The sequence below is a fragment of the Desulfitobacterium chlororespirans DSM 11544 genome (genome assembly GCF_900143285.1).
Classification (GTDB): Bacteria; Bacillota; Desulfitobacteriia; order Desulfitobacteriales; family Desulfitobacteriaceae; genus Desulfitobacterium; species Desulfitobacterium chlororespirans.
Genome location: NZ_FRDN01000005.1, coordinates 132,791 through 149,146 on the forward strand (window position 1 = coordinate 132,791; position 16,356 = coordinate 149,146).

The window sequence follows — 16,356 nt, forward strand, 5'->3', positions numbered from 1 at the left end:
CCAGCACAGAGTCAGCGGGGGACATAGCCTGTGACGGTCCAGATACCTGTCTCATCCTGACGGATTAAGCGCTCCAGATAGACGGTTTTTACCGGACCTTCGGAGACCTGGACGACGGCTTTTTTGCCATCATTATCAGTCAGCTGAAGGGCATTGTAGTCCAGAGGGGGTTCACCGGTGATTCCTTCCGGGGAGATCTTCAGGGCGACGAAGGTAAAGGCCACTTGGGTGGGATCAAGCTGCCAAGGGCTGCTTCCGGCATCCACTTGCTGCTGGCTGTTTTTTACAACTTCCCTGTCAACTTCCACAGGAATCACACCCTCTTGGGGAAGGGGTCCGACTTGTGGTGTAAAGTCAAGGCTTGTGGAGAGCTGCTTTGCCAATTCTTCTACCCGTTCTCCTTGAACGAGGATTTCCAGATCAGCTTGCTGCCAGCGCAAGCTGTTGGGTAAGATTTCGAGAGGGCCATCCCCGGCTTTTCCCAGGGTGGCAAGGAGATCGGGGATGAAGGGTGTCGTGGTTTTTGTTTGCATGATGATGGTATCGCCAAAGTCAAAGACCAGACGATTTGCTGAAGCAAACATCCGTTGGGGAGTTTCAGCAAGCTGGACAGGAGTGATGCCGCTGACTGCGAGGGCTTCTGCCAAGGATGCCATAACTTTATCCGGGTTATTGTCAATCACCTTATAATCTTGGGGTGGATTATAAGCAAAGATGTCAGTGGACAGGGAGATGTTGGTTTCGAGACTGATATAAGTGTAGGTGGTTTGCAGAGATTTTTGCATGGCGGTTTGCAGCTGTATAGGTAGATGGGTTTCCTGGTCAATCCATAAGGAATAAGGGAGACCGCCGGGAGGTTGGATTTCAATACGGGTGGCAGCGCGTCCGGCGATAGTGTCGTCGCCAATAATTTGGTGGGGATAACGTAAAGCCTTGGCGGCTTCTTTTTGAAGATCAAAATCGTGGGGATCCAGGTAAACGGGGAGGAGGGAGACTTCTTTGGCAGCAGGGTTTGTGCTCCAACGACTTTCCCCGTTGTTCACGGTAAGAAGTCCGTCTTGTGTTTTTGTAGCATAGTTTTCACCGTCAGACCAGATTTCTGTGCGGATCAGAACCTGACGCTCACCGGCTGCATTGGTACTGACCTTTTCCAGGACGCCATGATAGTTTTGCAGCTGCTTCACGGACTCCTCCATGGCCATGACGATAGTTTGCTTGGAGCCGGACCAGGGAGAGAAGAGGAGCAGGAAGACGAGGATGCTGGCGGCAAAGCCTGCCCAGGGGAAGATTTTTTTTGGCATTTTGAGAGAATTCCCGTCCTTTCTTAAAGTGTTTTTGGTAGTGGAGGGAGCATTGGCAGTAGGGGGCGTTGCTGCCATCGGTTCAATTTTTTGCCAGAGGCTTGCCATGAATTCCTGGCTGGGTTCGGAAGCAAAAGTTTTAACCTTTTTGGCGAGTGAATGGAGCCCCTGTTCATCTTCTGTGGTATCATAGTCCTCAGGAGAACCGTTTTCATTTAAAGTGTCGATATAATGGTCGAGAAGCTCTTCGGGTGTGGGATGGCCTTTAGGATGATCGGTGTTCATCACAAGTCCCCTCCTTTCTGTTGATAAAGGTGGATGTAGGAGCGTAGGGTCTGTAAAGCTCTATACTGCAGTCCGCGAATGGAGCTTTCACTGCGTCCCATAAGGGTGGCGGTTTCCTTGCGGGAATAACCCTGAATAATGCGGTACTCCAAAATCTGACGATAATCAGAGGGGAGCTGATTCATCAGTTCCTGTATGGTGGCTCGACTCAGCCATTCTTCCTCGGGGGAAGGATGCTCAGGCTCCGGAAGATGTTCAAGATGGCTTTGGGCTACTAATTTGTGGCGATAACGATCGGTCATAAGATTCCGGGCAACTTGCTTGAGATAGGGATAAGGCGGGAGAGCGTCTGGAGCTTGTTTAAGACAGCGTAAGTAGGTTTCCTGAGTAATGTCTTCTGTTTCTTCTTTATTTTGTAGTTGGGAGTAAATAAAGCGATACAGCTTGGTTACGGTCTCTTGATACCAGGTCTCCATAGTGGAGGCCGGGGGGCCAATTTTGGATTCCACATGTTCACCTCCTCAATAACTTAAACGAGACGGGAAAGGAAAAGGTCACGTTTTGCTAAACTTTTTTTATCTTTCCCGCGTCTGTATAGTAGAGAGAGAAAAAACCTTCTCAGATGAAGTGCACTTCAAAAGGAGTCAGGTATGTTTGATCAGAAAGAGCTAACAAGGGAGATTGAGAGCTATCTCATCGCGAATCAAGAAACTATTTATAGGCTTGCCTACAGTTATGTTAAACATCCGGAGGACGCTTTGGATGTAGTCCAGGAGTCGATCATAAAAGCTATTTCCTCAGTGAACACCTTAAGGGACTCTCAAGGCATGAAGTCCTGGGTGTATCGCATTGTCATCAATACAGCTCTCGATTTCCTGCGTAAGCAAAAACGCTTGGTTGTAGTGGATTCTGAAACAATCAGTACATATATCGATGAACCTGCTGCCGGATATGAGGAAGGATCCGATCTGGATTTAGCTTCCGCTCTGGAGAAATTACCTCCTGCTGAGCGCGGCCGCATCATTCTTCGGTATTATGAGGATCTCAAAATTGAGGAAGTAGCTTTGGTTTTACAGGAAAATGTGAACACCACAAAGTCCCGTCTCTATGCTACCCTCAAAAAACTTCGCGTGCAAATGGAAGAACCTATGGAGGAGATCAAACATGGATGATAAGCAGCTTTCTCAACTAAAGGATGAGTATCATAAAATGCCGATCCCCAAGGAGCTGGAACAGGTTGTTCAGAAAGCTATCGAGGATGGTAAGAAAAAACAGCAAAGGAGTCGATTGATGATGGGTCGCAAGATTGTCGCAACAGCCGCCGCCGCCGTTGTGGTTTTTATAGGAGGAATTAATGTAAGTCCCACCATGGCCAGTGTGATAGCCGATGTGCCGGGAATGAAAAATATAGTCGAAGTGCTTACTTTTCGGGATTATCAGTATGATGATGGGTGGCACCAAGCCAATATCGAAGTCCCCGCTATCAGCGGGTTGGAGGAAAGCGGACTGGGCCAGGCTTTAAATCAGAAGTATTTAGAGGAAAACAAAAAGCTCTATGAGGACTTTATGGCTGATGTCGAAGAAATGAAGGCTCTGGGCGATGGACATTTGGGAGTTGACAGCGGTTATGAAATCAAGACGGATAATGAGCGGTTATTAGCCATCGGGCGTTATGTGGTCAACACTGTGGGGTCCTCTTCCACTGTATTTAAGTATGACACCATTGACAAGGTGGATCAGGTTTTGATTACCCTGCCCAGCTTATTTAAAGATGACAGCTATGTTCAAGTAATCAGTGACTATATCGTGAATGAGATGAAGGCGAAGATGAAAGCCGACTCCAATTTAATGTACTGGGTTGTTACGGATGAGAATAAGGGCGAAGAAAACTATTTTGAACCCTTTACCCAGATTAACCCGGAGCAAAGCTTCTATATTAACTCCGATTACAAACTGGTGATTTCTTTCGATAAGTATGAAGTGGGCCCTGGGGTTATGGGAATGCAGGAGTTCATCATCCCCACTGAGGTCATAGCTGATCTGCTGGTCAGTGATGAATATGTTAAACCCTGATCAGGATAAGTCAAGATCAGGGTAAGTCAAACTCCTGTTAGAACGATGACTAGGTAAAAAATATAGGAAACCCGGACAATTGAGTTTTGCCGGGTTTCTCTTTTTGTTCTGGTGGAGAGATGTGTAGTATACTTATAAGGAATACGCGATGGGCCTGCATTGTTTAAGGACCACAACGTGGAGGGTTGATATGATACATTTGGAGAATGTATGTAAGGAATTTGATACAGGTTTCTCATTGCAGAATATAACCCTTAAGGTGAGCCGCGGTGAAAAAATTCTTATCTTTGGTCCTAACGGAGCAGGGAAGACCACTTTTCTTAAAATTCTGGCCTGCCTGATCACCCCGTCTTCGGGAACAATCAAGATCATGGGGTACCCACCAGCCATGCGTACAAAACTATTGGGCAGTATCGGCTTTGCCCCCCAATCAGGTCATTTATATGAATCTTTAACCATAAAGCAGAATCTCGAATTTTATGGGAAAATGTACAGTATTGATCAGTCGGAATTGGCAGAAAGAATCCATGAGCTGCTGGTTCAATTTAATCTGAGCATGAAGCTGGACAGTAAAGTCTCACAGTTATCGAAAGGGATGAGACAACGGCTGCTGATCATCAAGGCTTTGCTCCATAAACCACAGCTCTTGCTCCTTGATGAACCCTACTCAGGGCTGGATTTGGAATCCTCTGAATATCTATCCCATTTTTTAGATTCAGTGGAGGATAAGACCATGGTGACAGCTACCCATGATTTCAATGCTGAGATTGAGAAAGGACAAAGGATTATCATTTTTAACCAAGGTGCTATAGTATTTGATGAGCCTTGGCAAGACAATGTAGCGACCTTTAAAGACTTCTATCGGTGGAAGGTGGGGCAATGATTAGACAAGCTTTAGCATTAGCGTATAAAGATTTTCAGATTGAAGCAGGGAAGAAGAAGCTGTTTACTTCCCTGGTTTTTCTATCCTTCACCTTGATCTTTCTTGCCAGTCTTGTTTCGGCCAAGATCCCCAGCTCTAAACCGGAGATGGCTGCCCTGACTCTATGGCTGATTCTTGTCTATCTGCTCTTTCAAACTCTCAACAGATCCCTTGCTATGGAGGATGAAGCAGGATGTTGGGACGCTCTGTTCCTATGTCCGGTTTCGCCCCGAGTCATTTTTTTAGGAAAATTTATGTATAACTTGCTTTTAGTCATCAGTGTAGAGCTCATCACCTTTCCTTTCATCATTCTGTTTTTTAACCTCCCCATGGCCATGATCCAGATCTTAGTGCCGGCACTTTTGGCCTCGGTAGGCTTTGTGGCCATTGGGTTATTGGTCTCTTTATTTTCCCTTAAAAGTCAGGGGCGGGAGTTATTGGCTAATATAGTCTCACTTCCCTTATTCCTGCCGGCCCTGTTCATCGGTCTCAGCATGACGGTGGATATAGCCAAGGGGATGAGTCTGCCCGATGTTTGGCGTCAAGTTCTCTTTCTGTTCTTGTATGATGTTTTCTTTTTAGCCGTTTCCTACCTGGGCTTTGATACCAACTATATGGATTGAGGATGCTCATCGGCAGTCCATGGCTCCTTCGTGAGTAATAAAATAATGGAGGTTATGATTGTTAACGAAAAACAGCTTGAACAAACAAGAATTGAGCTTGCCAAGAACCTTGAGATATCTGGATTTGAGATAAATTTCGAAGTGATGAGTTGAGGCGTGGTCATGTGTATTTTAATCAATACAACATGACCACGTTCTTACAGGCGATAGGATGATTTATTTGGCTTTCGTCAAGGCATCGTTTACAGCCTCTTTGATGGCAGCGGAGGATACCGATGCTCCGGAAACCCCGTCAACCTCTGTGGATTGGGCTTCGATGATTTTCCCGGGGAGCTGTTCGACGGCCAGTGACCCAATGCCCTCGGTTTCGCCGTGGGAAGTCACTTTGATATCCGTAATCTTGCCGCCCGTTATGGCCACTGCAACGGCAATCTCCCCATGGATTCCGTTGGGACTTATCCCTTCATAGCTACCATCTTTATAGCCGCTTGCCGTACCGCTTTCGGCACTGCATCCCACCAGGGGTATCAGACAAGCAACGCTCAAAATCACTGCTCCAATCTTACGTGTAGTCCATTGTTTCATGATGAAGTTAACTCCCTCTAATTCTATTATTCTAATAGTTAGCCGCACAATTGCGATGGCCTTATCCGCTGTAAAAAATACCGTTTGCCTATCGTCAATCAGCTTTCATAAATGGACCCGGTGACGGCATGCAAGGCTGCCAGACGGGCGAAGCAGGTGGTTCTTCCATGGGCTAATCCGCCGTAATATTCGGGGTAGCTGTTGGCAAAGAAACCGCCGCTGTCATTGCCTGTGATATATAAGCCTTCGATAGGATCGCCTTTTTCATCGATGGCTTGCAGATTCGTATTGATTTTGATTCCGTTAAACGTGCATAACAACCAGCTGCCTACGGCAATGCCGTAGAAGGGGGCTTTGTCTACAGGCAGAACTTTCGCCGGATTTTTGCCGAAATCCGCATCGAACCCGTTTGCCGCGTTTTGGTTATAACGCTTAACCGTCTCCGCAAAAACACCGGCGGGAATGCCCAGCTGGCTTGCCAAATCCTCCAGAGTATCTGCTTTTTTCAATTTGCCGCTTTTTAAAGCCGCCGCCATAAAAGCGCCGTCAAATTCTTCTTTGCTTTTGGCGGGAAATACTCCGGGCAGTACTTCAGAGTTGCGTGCCCCTTTAGCTGCCACGACCCGCGAGCAGATTGTGGTATGAAAGGCCTGGACATCATCCCAATAGTTGGAGTCAAAGATCTGGAACCAGAATTTCCCGGGCTGGCTGACGCCGCCATAAATCTGAAAATCATAAGGGCCGTCTTCATTCATAAAACGCTCCCCCCGGGTATTGACTTTCAGCCAGGGCTGGCTTCCCGGCCACCAGATATCATTCAAGCCGCTGGTAAACGGTTCGCCAACATGATGATCCAGATCAATGGCTGCCCGGTTAAAGGCATTCCCGCACTGATTGCGGTCAATTGCGGCACCGGCCCAGAGCGCCATCTTGATGCCGTCCCCATTGTGTCCGTCGCCCCCCAGATTATTGGCGACAAAATCTTTGCCACGAAAACGCAAGGCATCCATCATCGCTGTATTGCCTGAATAGCCCCCGGTGGAGAGAATAACTCCTTTGGCTGTATTGATTTGGATATAAGCCTTGTCGCTTTTGCGCTGCACAATAATTCCGGTCACTTTGCCGCCGCTGTCCTGAACCAATTGCTGGGCGGTATGCTCGAAAAGTTTTTTTACTCCCATTTCCTCGGCATATTCTGCCCAGGCGGGATTGGCCAATTGGGACCCCATCTGATTGGGGCCCAGTTCGATAAATTCGCCTTTATACACTGTATGTGTCACAGGAAGCACTGTGTAGACATTGCTCTTGTATGTGTCTGTTTCCAGGAACATATGAATCCCTTTGGCTTCCATCTTATCAACAAACCAATCCATGGTTCTGCCGGAATGATCCGCCCATAGCTTAACCAAGCGCTGATCGACTTCATAGCTGGCATAGCGGCAGATATCGTTGACAATCCTGTTCTTTTCTTCTTCGCTATAGGATACGCCGAATTTTTCCTTGGCCACTTTGGAGTTCAGAGCGGCAATTTCACCGGCCCAGGTAATGGTTCCGGCATTTTGTTCAACCCAGGCGACTTTTGCACCCAGATCGGCGGCACTGACAGCTGCTATACAGCCGCCGTTTCCAGCACCAATGACCACTACATCCACATCGATCGTTTCGGTAATGCCGGTAATGGGGGCCGGTTTTTTGAAATACTCTTCATCATACCATTTGGTGCTCTTGCCGGGGGCTGCAGTGTTTGCATTGTCAGTGGCGGGGGCAGCGGGAGTATTAGCCGTGCCTGCACTGGAGCAGCCTCCAAGAATACCGGTCATAGCAACACCTGCGGCCGTAAACGTTGCTCCTTTGAGAAAATCCCTTCTCGTAAAACTCATGGATTAAGCGCCTCCTTATACTATTTGTTTCATAACCTTCTGGAAATAAGTTACCATAGACAGAGGGGCAATGGTTTTTGGAATAATCAATAAGGTTATAGATAAAAAATATAATAATTTCTTTCACAAGCGGATTTAATTGACAATGCAGGCCGCCTGGCTTATTATTAATTTCACAAATACCTCTAAAATAATTTGGATAAGGTGAGGCCAGTGGATTTATTTGATTTGAGGTGCTTTTTAAGTGTTGCCAAACATTTAAATCTTTCCCTTGCTGCGAAAGAAATGTTTATCTCACAACCCTCTATGAGTGTTAAAATCAATGGGATTGAAGAAGACTTCGGAGTTAAATTGTTCAACCGGACCCGCCATAAAGTGGAGCTAACACCTGCAGGAGAATCTGCCCAAAAAGACTTTGCCTATATTCTGGAGTATTATGAGAAGGCAAAAGTTCAAGCTAAAAAAATCAGCGAATCCCAAAATAATCATTTATGTATCGGTTACCATGGCCCTACTGAATGGGCTAATATCCATGAATTGGTTCAGGAGTTTCACAAAAAATTTCCCCATATTGAAATCGATGTGGTCGTGGCAACCTGGGGGGCTTTAACTCATGATTTAGTCAATGGCAGGCTGGATGTTATGTTTAACGAACAATCGGAAATTGACGATATCACCATGCTGGACAGCGTATATTTATTCCGGGATTATGTGGCCATAGCTGTTTCGAAGTCCAGCCCTTTAGCCCAACTTAAAAAAATAAAACCGGAAGCACTTAAAAACGAGAAGATTATTATGAGCAATAATAAATATGCCGTTAAAAGCTTAAAAGTAGTTATTGAACGCCTGAGTGATGCTGGGTTTGACATGGAGAATGCCAGACTGGTCGATCATTATGACACAACGATTGCCATGGCCTCTGCCGGTATGGGAATCGCGCCTATTCCAAGGTCGTTTAAAATTGCCGGCCATCAGTCCGTAGCTTATGTGGATATCGACAGTGACAAAGTTTATGAGGATTTTGTCCTGGCATGGCGCAACAACAATGAAAAACCTGCTGTCCATTTGTTTAAAGACTTCTGCAAGCAGCATGAGTGGCATGTACATTGAAATGTTATAAATACTGATATGATCGGGTAAGGACCTATCGCAAAACGTTTATGGTCAACGTGTTGCGATAGGTCCTTTTGAAAAGTGAGCCTATCCCAGGGCTCTGCCTGTGGTAGGGCAATTATATCCGGAGGCTTATTACATAGTGTCAATAGGGTGTTTTTTTAGCTTTTGGTACAGTGTTGTGCGGTTTATTCCTAAGAAGCGGGCGGCCTTGCTCACATTATGCCCCGTTCTGAACATAGCGTCACGTATAGCCATGGCTTCCATTTCATCAAGGCTTTTTAGCCCAAACGTTTCATTGACGTCATAGGATTGAGTAAGAATCTCCGGAGGAAGATCTTCTGCTCTAATTATATCATTTTCAGCCAAAGTTAAAGCTGTGCCGATACAGTTATGCAATTCACGAATGTTACCGGGCCACTCATAGGAGATGAGGGCCTTTTCGACGTCCGGTTCCAGGGCTGGTATGGGCAGATTATACTCCTGACATTGTTTGCGGATAAAATAATGGGCCAAGACCAGGATATCATTTCGCCGTTCCTTTAAAGAAGGAATTAATAATTTCAGGCTGGAGAGCCGATAATACAGGTCTTCCCGGAACAGATTTTTAGCAATCAAATCAGGGATATCCTTATTGGTGGCAGCGATGACCCGGAAATTGGTGGGAACATACTGGCTGCCCCCTATGCGCATGACCTGTTTGTTCTCAAGTGCCCTCAGCAGAATCGGTTGAAAACCCAGCGGCATATCACCGATTTCATCTAAAAACAAAGTGCCCCCGTCGGCCAGTTCCAGTTTGCCTGCCCGCCCTTTGCGGTCAGCTCCGGTAAAACTACCTCCCTCATACCCGAAAAATTCACTTTCAACCAGCCCTCTGGGCAGGGAAGCACAGTTAATGCTGATGAAAGGGCCCTGAGAGCGGCTGGCATTATGAATAGCCTGGGCAAACAACTCTTTGCCCGTTCCGCTTCGTCCGAACAAGATAATGTTACGGGAAGTTGAAGCAAATTTCTGAGCAAGCTGCTTGGTTCTGGCCAGCTCAGGGCTTTCGCCGACAATATCTGAAAAAGTATAAAGGGCGGAGAGGTGTTCTGAATTATTGGGTTTAGAGGGTTTGAGCTGCTTAAACCGTATGATCATTTCCTCATCGTTAACAGGCACCACTCGTATCAGGCAATCTTTTGGGTTTCCGGTGTTCAATAGTTGGATTGGAAAATCAGGTGTTGGCCTGCTGCTTTTAAGTGCTCCGATCAGACTCGGTTCGTTTCCGGTTAAGGTTAGAAGGGTTGTTCCTTTAAGCTGCTTGAGAGTAGCCTGCAACAGTTTTTCGGCACCTGTGTTAAGATGCAGGAATTCGCCTTTTTTGTTCACTGCTGCTAAACTGTCATCTGTCAAGGAACGGATGATATCAAATGGTGTATGGCTCTGTGTTTGGGTTGAAGATGTTTTGGAATTATGATCCAATCCTCTCAGGGAATTTTCGATCTTCTGTGCTAAAGAAAACTGAAAGGCGATCATTCCGCTGAGCATTTCCCGGCTGGTCAAGTAAAGATCATTGTCACGGTTATAGGTAAAGGTTAAGACACCGGCCAGGCTTCCGCTCTCATAATGAATCGGCACGGAGACCGATGCGCTTACATCCTGAATAGTCCAATTGAAATTTTCCGGCGCGACCAGAAAGGTGGGTCTATCATGGTAAATGCACAGAGAATGGCTGCTTGTTCCGATGGATTCCTCAGAGAGGTCCAAACCGGAAACGACTGAACTGAATGTTTTGCCTCCGTTAACCGGCAATAAAGTGATCCCTTTATCATCAAATAAAAAAGCGCTGAAGTCTGAATGGCGGGTTACAAAAGATAAATCTTTGAGCAACACCTCTTTGGCAACGCTTAATAATGTTCCGCTGTTCTTCAGGACACGTTTCCATGTTGAGGGCTTGACTCTTTTGGTCAAAAGATCAACATCCTGGGTAATGCCATAGTTGCGGGAGCGGAGCCAGGACATCGCTATTTCATGCCGTACACAGCCGCATTCCCTGGGGTCTTCGCCATAAGTGAGAAAACGGTTCAAGGCACATTCAATCTGCCCCCGCATCGGATACATAGAATCCAATATGGAGGTAAGGTTTTCTATTTGATTTTCACCAATAGCTCTGCCCACAGTGCTCATGGAACCCTCTCCTTTACCATGTGCTTGTTCTCTCTATCTCTTATTTTAGCATTTTTCAGAGCGCTTTCAATGTAAAGTGTCGTAAATATCAACAAGATTTCCGTGAAAAACTCAGCCAATGTTTAATTATTCAACAGGGGTTGAGTTTTGGGCGCTTTATCAACTTTATTTAAGGCAGAGAGAGGGCTGCTTGGATTTCAAATAATACAGAAACCCTTTGGTTAAGCCGGGAGAGGATGTTCAATTTTATTTGGCATGCAATTTGCATTATTAAATAGCGATACTGGTTCACGGGAATTTTATGGGAGCATAGTCGGGTTAGCGCTATAAACATGTACCCCTCGGTTGCCCTATAAAATTCCTAGTGTCTTGTTTCGCGTGCCTGTGTTAAGGAGCTATTGGAAAGGTTTAACGTTGCTTATGATGCATTGAAAGAGGAGGGAAATCATTGAAACGACTTATGCTGAATCGAAGGGATTTTCTTAAATCAACAGCTATAACCGGAGCTGCGGCAGCATTCGGCGGGCCCTTATTGGTCACGGCCTTATCGAAAGACTCTGCCAAGGCGGCGGAAACCGCTGCGACAAAGATTGTCAAGACCAATTGCCGGGCTTGTATTGCGAACTGTGGGGTTCTGGCCCATGTCAAAGATGGCCGTGTCATCAAGCTCGAAGGCAATCCGGAGTATCCCATGAGCTATGGGAAAATGTGCGCCAAAGGGCTGGCCGGTATACAGGCCCTTTATCACCCTAATCGCAATAAACATCCTATGCTGCGCGTGGGTGCCCGTGGCGAAAACAAGTGGAAGCGCATTTCCTGGGATGAGGCTCTGGACATTATTGCCAAGCAACTGATGGAAGCCCGTGAAAAATACGGGGCGGAAAGCTTGGTTTGTTCCACGGGTGGCGGCGGCAACCCGGAGTTTTGGAGCATCACACGGTTTTGCAGTGCTTTCGATTCTCCCAACTGGTTTGAACCCGGTTGTGCCCAGTGTTATTTGCCGCGCACATTAACGGCTGCCGTGATGTATGGCGGTCCTGATACCAGTATCGCTGATTCCAATTGCCTGGAGATTTACGATCTTGAAGAGACAACGATTAAGACTCTGGTCATGTGGGGAACAGCTCCTGCGAACTCTTGCCCGGCCGGTGGCGGAAATGCCGTCAATGAACTGCGTGCCCGCGGAGTCCGTACGGTGGTCATCGATCCGCGCCTAACCCCCGATGCCGCCAAAGCGGATATCTGGCTGCCGATCCGGCCGGGAAGCGATGTCGCCCTTATGCTGGCCTGGACCCGCTATATTATGGAGAAGAAACTCTACGATCTGGATTTCATCATGAAATGGACGAATTTGCCTTATCTCGTGAATGTCAAAACAAAGATGCTGGTGCGTGCCGGTGAAGCGGCTGTCCCAGGAGGTCCCGAGACCTTTATGGTTTGGGATACCAAAACCAATTCAGCCCAGCCTCTGGCTTACCCCTGGAACGACAGTCTTATGCCTGCACTGGAGGGGACTTACACCGTGAATGGGGAAGAGTGCAAGACAGGATTCCAGCTGCTGAAAGAGCGGTGTGAACCTTTCACTCTTCAGAAGGCGGCGGAGACATGTTGGCTCGATGCCGATAAAATCGAAGAAGCGATCAAGCTTTATGCCCTTAACTCCCCGGGAGGGATAAGCCTGGGTGTTGCTACCGACCAAAATCCCAATTCAGTGCAGGCGGCTATGGGGATTACTGTCCTTAACACTCTGATGGGCAATGTGGAAAAACCGGGGGCGCTGATGCAGCGCTTTAAATCCAGCGGTATTGCACCGATTTTTACCTACATCGTTCCGCCGGCCATCAAATTGATTTCAGAAGAGCAATTTAAAAAACGTCTGGGTACGATTGAGCACAAGGGACTTCTCCAGTGGACAGCCGCTCAGCCCACCGCTATTCTGGAGGCAATTCTGACCGGCAAACCCTATAAGCCGCGGGTGTGGATCGAACGCTCCGGCAATAAAATGGGGGCGGTGGCCAACGCAGCCAAATGGAAAGATGCCATTGACCAAATGGACTTTATTGTCCATATGTTCATGTATCCCACATCATTTTCTGCTTATGCCGATATTCTGATTCCGGCTACGGAATGGCTGGAGACCAATATGCCGGTTGAATCGCTCAATATGGTCTTTGCCCGCCAAGCTGTCACTCATTTGTGGGAGACAATGGATGAAACCCTGTTCTGGTCTAAATTGGCCAAACGCTGTGCGGATCTGGGCCATGAAAATTGCCAGAGAGCGTTTGATCCTGAATTTATGGGTGGAGATTTACCTTATTGGAATTCGATGGAGGAACTTCTCAATATATTCACGACCTCCGCAGTGAACATGACCTGGCAGGAGTTTGCGGAAAAGGCTCCTTTTGAGTATATGCCTAAACAGGATTGGAAAGAGTACCACGTTTATCAAAAGCTTGATCCGGCGACGGGTAAGCCAGGGGGCTTTCCTACCCCCTCCAAAAAAATCGAACTCTATGCTGAAGGTTTTATTACTTTAGGAAGAACCGGAGCTCCCTTTGCACCTTATCCCTTGCCACCGGCTTCGGTAGACTACGATCCCCTGCCTTATTATATGGAACCGGCGGAGAGCCCCCTTCAAGGCAGTGAACTGGCCAAGGAATTCCCCTTGGTTATGACCAATGGAAGGTTGCCTTACTTCCATCACAACACCTTAAAAAACATCCCTTGGTTAAGGGAGATTTATCCTGTTCCTGAGCTTTGGATTCACCCGGAGGCCGCAGAAAAATATGGCGTTGGGCATGGGGACTGGGTTTGGGTCGAGTCCAAGCGGGGTAAAACAAAAGGAAAAGCCAACGTGACGGAAGGGATTAATCCCGGTGTGGTGTATATGGAGCGTTTCTGGTTTCCGGAAACATTAGATAGTGAAACCCACGGCTGGCAGGAAATGAATGTCAACCTGCTCAGCAAGGAGGATGCTCCTTTCAATGATGTAGTCGGTACTTACACACTGCGGGGCTATCTCGTAAAGGTTTCCAAAGCGGATGGCCCGCCGCCGGGGGTTTGGCTGAAACCGGAGGATTTCAAGCCCTGGCTGCCTCAGCCATCTGAACCCACCAAAGATGTGGAGGTGTAATCATGCAAAAAACATTGGTTGTCGACTTGGATCGTTGTATTGGCTGTAAATCCTGCGAAGTGGCGTGCAAGCAGGAAAATGGTGTGACCCTGGGATCTTATTGGAATAAGGTAAAACAGATTGGCCCGCGGGGGAAGTACCCGGATCTCCAGATGCATTTTCTCCCGGTGATGTGCCAGCAGTGCTCCAGTCCGGAATGCGTCAAAGTCTGTCCCACGGGAGCATCTTATATAAATGAAGAGAATATTGTCCTGGTCGATAAAGAAAAATGCATCGGCTGCCGTTACTGCATCATGGCCTGCCCCTACGAGGCCCGCACTTTCAATGAAGAACAAAAGGTTGTAGAGAAATGCACTCTTTGCGTTCATCTATTGGCAATTGGTGAGAAACCTGCCTGCGTCAAGAATTGTGTGGGCAGCGCCCGGTTTTTCGGCGACCTGGACGATCCGGACAGCGACGTAACGAAGGCGCTCAAAAAAGCCGGCAGCGACAGTGTGCATAGTATGCCGGATGTGGGGAACCATCCTACCTCCCGCTATATCATGCACCGCAAGACGGCTATATGGAAGGAGAGCTAATATGAGTATCGAATGGTCATTGGTTTTTTTCACAGTTTTTGTGGGCTTGGGCTGCGGAATCTTTGTCTGTTCCGTCATCTTAACCGAATGGGGCGGTATGGCAAAGCAAGTGAGGACGAAGAGTTCGCTGGCAGCACTGGCAGCTTTGGCAATTGGCGGCTTTTCCAGCGTCCTGCATCTGGGTCACCCGGAAAGAATCTTTGGCGCCCTGGGTCATCCAACTTCCGGAATCTTTATGGAGTCGACGATGTTAGGGTTGGTGGCTTTGGACATTATTGTTTATCTGGTGGCTATGCGGAGAAATGCTTCTGACCGTACCCTCAGGATTATTTCCACGGTAGGGATAATTCCCGCGGTTATTCTGGCCTTTGCCGTTGGCTACACCTATGTATTATCAGCCCGGCCTGCATGGAATACCCTTATTTTACCGCTCATTTATCTGGCCTCGGCAGGTTTAATGGGGTGTTACAGCCTCAGCCTGCTGATTGCGTTTACGAACAATATCAGCTCGGCACCTGGGACAACGTCAGCAGAAATTGCAGCGGCAAAGGGGGCTCCATCGGCAGCAGGGACGATAAAATGGGCAACACTCATTGCTGTGGCATTTCAGGCTGTGCTGCTCATACTCTATTTGATCCATCTGGCGGTTGCGCCTTATCCGGATATTACCCGCTCTGCCACCCGGGTTTTGACCGGTGATCTGGCAGTTTTATTCTGGGGAGGATTGGTGCTCCTGGGTTTATTGGTTCCTGCCGCCCTGGTATCGCCATTCAACAAAAAGAAGGCGAAACAGATACCTCCCGTTGCGTCTTTAGCATTCGGCCTTGTCTGTGTTTTGGTTTCCAGTGCGCTCTTCCGGGGGTTGATGTTTTCTCTTGGCAGCAGCATCAAGCAGTTCTTGTAATTTTAAATTAAACAATCGGCATGGGGGAATGGGGAAGAACCTCTCGATTGTCTCTGTTCCCCCTCAATCTACGCTGGAAATGAGGAGATGCAAATGGAGAAACTGTCGGAATACCCGGACCTGATGGTGGGCCGGGAACATATGTATCGATTTTTAGGGCGTCTCTACAGAGTGGAAGTGGATGGGGATTTACTGAACCACATGCAGGGGATGTCATTTCCCGGAGAGAGCAGCGATGTTGAACTCAGTAAAGGATATCGAATGCTTGAAGAGTATCTTCGCAAGCCCTGGGGAGATCCTGTGACAGATTTGGCTGTGGACTTTGCCAGGGTTTTTCTGGGCGCCGGTATAAGCAACGCTTACGCAGCCTATCCTTATGAATCGGTTTACACAAGCCCGGAGAGGCTGGTCATGCAGGATGCCCGGGATCAAGTTGTGGCGTTATATCGGAGCAAAGGGCTTGATATCTCTGCTGCCCTGGATTTTCCGGAGGATCATATCTCTCTTGAGCTTGAATTTATGGCTCACCTGTGCCTGGAGGTGCAAAAAGCTCTTGCTGTACAGGATCTGTCAGCGGTGTCCGCCTGCCTGAAAGAACAGTTGGATTTTCTCTTGCAGCACCTTTTGAACTGGGTTCCCGCTTTTTGTGCTGATGTGGAGAAGCATGCGGAAACATCTTTTTACAAAGGGACCGCTCAGATTACAGAGGGCTATTTACGCCTGGAGCATATCCTCCTTGAAGATTTGGTTGCGGAAATTGATGCCGGGGGCCTTAGGGTGGATTAGTGCA

The 16,356-nt window shown here is 47.6% G+C and carries 14 protein-coding genes; 9 read left to right on the forward strand and 5 right to left on the reverse strand.

The window, feature by feature from the left end; genetic code table 11:
- Window positions 1-11 precede the first annotated feature (11 nt).
- Together BUA14_RS06520 and BUA14_RS06525 are read right to left on the reverse strand one after the other, a co-directional pair.
- Window positions 12-1,586 (reverse strand): LolA family protein, encoded by a 1,575-nt coding sequence (locus tag BUA14_RS06520; RefSeq protein ID WP_072771862.1) that lies wholly within the window; start codon window positions 1,584-1,586, stop codon window positions 12-14.
- Window positions 1,586-2,095, reverse strand: a complete 510-nt coding sequence (locus BUA14_RS06525) for an RNA polymerase sigma factor (protein ID WP_072771863.1) — start codon at window positions 2,093-2,095, stop codon at window positions 1,586-1,588. Before BUA14_RS06525 ends, BUA14_RS06520 begins: the two co-directional genes overlap by 1 nt.
- Window positions 2,096-2,236: 141 nt before the next feature.
- On the opposite strand from BUA14_RS06525, the gene sigV reads away from it, so the two are divergent.
- The 4 genes from sigV to BUA14_RS06545 all read left to right on the forward strand — a co-directional run bounded on the left by sigV (window position 2,237) and on the right by BUA14_RS06545 (window position 5,204).
- The gene (gene sigV, locus BUA14_RS06530; protein WP_072771864.1) at window positions 2,237-2,758 is read left to right on the forward strand and encodes an RNA polymerase sigma factor SigV; all 522 of its coding nucleotides are present in this window, start codon (window positions 2,237-2,239) and stop codon (window positions 2,756-2,758) included.
- Window positions 2,751-3,659, forward strand: a complete 909-nt coding sequence (gene rsiV / locus BUA14_RS06535) for an anti-sigma-V factor RsiV (protein ID WP_072771865.1) — start codon at window positions 2,751-2,753, stop codon at window positions 3,657-3,659. Before sigV ends, rsiV begins: the two co-directional genes overlap by 8 nt.
- A 190-nt stretch (window positions 3,660-3,849) precedes the next feature.
- Complete coding sequence (locus BUA14_RS06540; protein WP_072771866.1) at window positions 3,850-4,542, forward strand: ABC transporter ATP-binding protein; 693 nt, start codon at window positions 3,850-3,852, stop codon at window positions 4,540-4,542.
- On the forward strand, window positions 4,539-5,204 hold the full coding sequence (locus BUA14_RS06545; protein WP_072771867.1) for a heme exporter protein CcmB: 666 nt from the start codon (window positions 4,539-4,541) through the stop codon (window positions 5,202-5,204). Before BUA14_RS06540 ends, BUA14_RS06545 begins: the two co-directional genes overlap by 4 nt.
- 216 nt (window positions 5,205-5,420) lie before the next feature.
- On the opposite strand, the gene BUA14_RS06550 is transcribed toward BUA14_RS06545, so the two are convergent.
- Together BUA14_RS06550 and BUA14_RS06555 are read right to left on the reverse strand one after the other, a co-directional pair.
- Window positions 5,421-5,789, reverse strand: a complete 369-nt coding sequence (locus BUA14_RS06550) for an FMN-binding protein (protein ID WP_072771868.1) — start codon at window positions 5,787-5,789, stop codon at window positions 5,421-5,423.
- Between the two features lie 98 nt (window positions 5,790-5,887).
- Window positions 5,888-7,669, reverse strand: a complete 1,782-nt coding sequence (locus BUA14_RS06555) for an FAD-dependent oxidoreductase (RefSeq protein WP_072771869.1) — start codon at window positions 7,667-7,669, stop codon at window positions 5,888-5,890.
- Between the two features lie 213 nt (window positions 7,670-7,882).
- Between BUA14_RS06555 and BUA14_RS06560 the strand changes: the two genes are divergently transcribed.
- A complete protein-coding gene (locus BUA14_RS06560) occupies window positions 7,883-8,779 on the forward strand; it encodes a LysR family transcriptional regulator (RefSeq protein WP_242954583.1) in 897 nt (298 codons plus the stop codon).
- Window positions 8,780-8,917: 138 nt separating this feature from the next.
- Here the strand turns inward: BUA14_RS06560 and BUA14_RS06565 are convergent, their stop codons facing one another.
- On the reverse strand, window positions 8,918-10,951 hold the full coding sequence (locus tag BUA14_RS06565) for a sigma-54 interaction domain-containing protein (protein WP_072771871.1): 2,034 nt from the start codon (window positions 10,949-10,951) through the stop codon (window positions 8,918-8,920).
- A gap of 448 nt (window positions 10,952-11,399) precedes the next feature.
- On the opposite strand from BUA14_RS06565, the gene BUA14_RS06570 reads away from it, so the two are divergent.
- The 4 genes from BUA14_RS06570 to BUA14_RS06585 all read left to right on the forward strand — a co-directional run bounded on the left by BUA14_RS06570 (window position 11,400) and on the right by BUA14_RS06585 (window position 16,352).
- On the forward strand, window positions 11,400-14,084 hold the full coding sequence (locus BUA14_RS06570; RefSeq protein WP_072771872.1) for a molybdopterin-containing oxidoreductase family protein: 2,685 nt from the start codon (window positions 11,400-11,402) through the stop codon (window positions 14,082-14,084).
- 2 nt (window positions 14,085-14,086) lie between these two features.
- On the forward strand, window positions 14,087-14,662 hold the full coding sequence (locus BUA14_RS06575; RefSeq protein ID WP_072771873.1) for a 4Fe-4S dicluster domain-containing protein: 576 nt from the start codon (window positions 14,087-14,089) through the stop codon (window positions 14,660-14,662).
- A 1-nt stretch (window position 14,663) separates the two neighbouring features.
- A complete protein-coding gene (locus tag BUA14_RS06580; RefSeq protein WP_072771874.1) occupies window positions 14,664-15,566 on the forward strand; it encodes a dimethyl sulfoxide reductase anchor subunit family protein in 903 nt (300 codons plus the stop codon).
- Window positions 15,567-15,659: 93 nt separating this feature from the next.
- A complete protein-coding gene (locus BUA14_RS06585; RefSeq protein ID WP_084078480.1) occupies window positions 15,660-16,352 on the forward strand; it encodes a TorD/DmsD family molecular chaperone in 693 nt (230 codons plus the stop codon).
- Window positions 16,353-16,356 lie beyond the last annotated feature (4 nt).

Bases quoted from the DNA above. Each gene is read 5' to 3' on its own strand.
- BUA14_RS06520 (WP_072771862.1), bottom strand. From the start codon at position 1,586: ATGAACACCGATCATCCTAAAGGCCATCCCACACCCGAAGAGCTTCTC.
- sigV (WP_072771864.1), top strand. From the start codon at position 2,237: ATGTTTGATCAGAAAGAGCTAACAAGGGAGATTGAGAGCTATCTCATC.
- rsiV (WP_072771865.1), top strand. From the start codon at position 2,751: ATGGATGATAAGCAGCTTTCTCAACTAAAGGATGAGTATCATAAAATG.
- BUA14_RS06540 (WP_072771866.1), top strand. From the start codon at position 3,850: ATGATACATTTGGAGAATGTATGTAAGGAATTTGATACAGGTTTCTCA.
- BUA14_RS06545 (WP_072771867.1), top strand. From the start codon at position 4,539: ATGATTAGACAAGCTTTAGCATTAGCGTATAAAGATTTTCAGATTGAA.
- BUA14_RS06550 (WP_072771868.1), bottom strand. From the start codon at position 5,789: ATGAAACAATGGACTACACGTAAGATTGGAGCAGTGATTTTGAGCGTT.
- BUA14_RS06555 (WP_072771869.1), bottom strand. From the start codon at position 7,669: ATGAGTTTTACGAGAAGGGATTTTCTCAAAGGAGCAACGTTTACGGCC.
- BUA14_RS06565 (WP_072771871.1), bottom strand. From the start codon at position 10,951: ATGAGCACTGTGGGCAGAGCTATTGGTGAAAATCAAATAGAAAACCTT.
- BUA14_RS06575 (WP_072771873.1), top strand. From the start codon at position 14,087: ATGCAAAAAACATTGGTTGTCGACTTGGATCGTTGTATTGGCTGTAAA.
- BUA14_RS06580 (WP_072771874.1), top strand. From the start codon at position 14,664: ATGAGTATCGAATGGTCATTGGTTTTTTTCACAGTTTTTGTGGGCTTG.
- BUA14_RS06585 (WP_084078480.1), top strand. From the start codon at position 15,660: ATGGAGAAACTGTCGGAATACCCGGACCTGATGGTGGGCCGGGAACAT.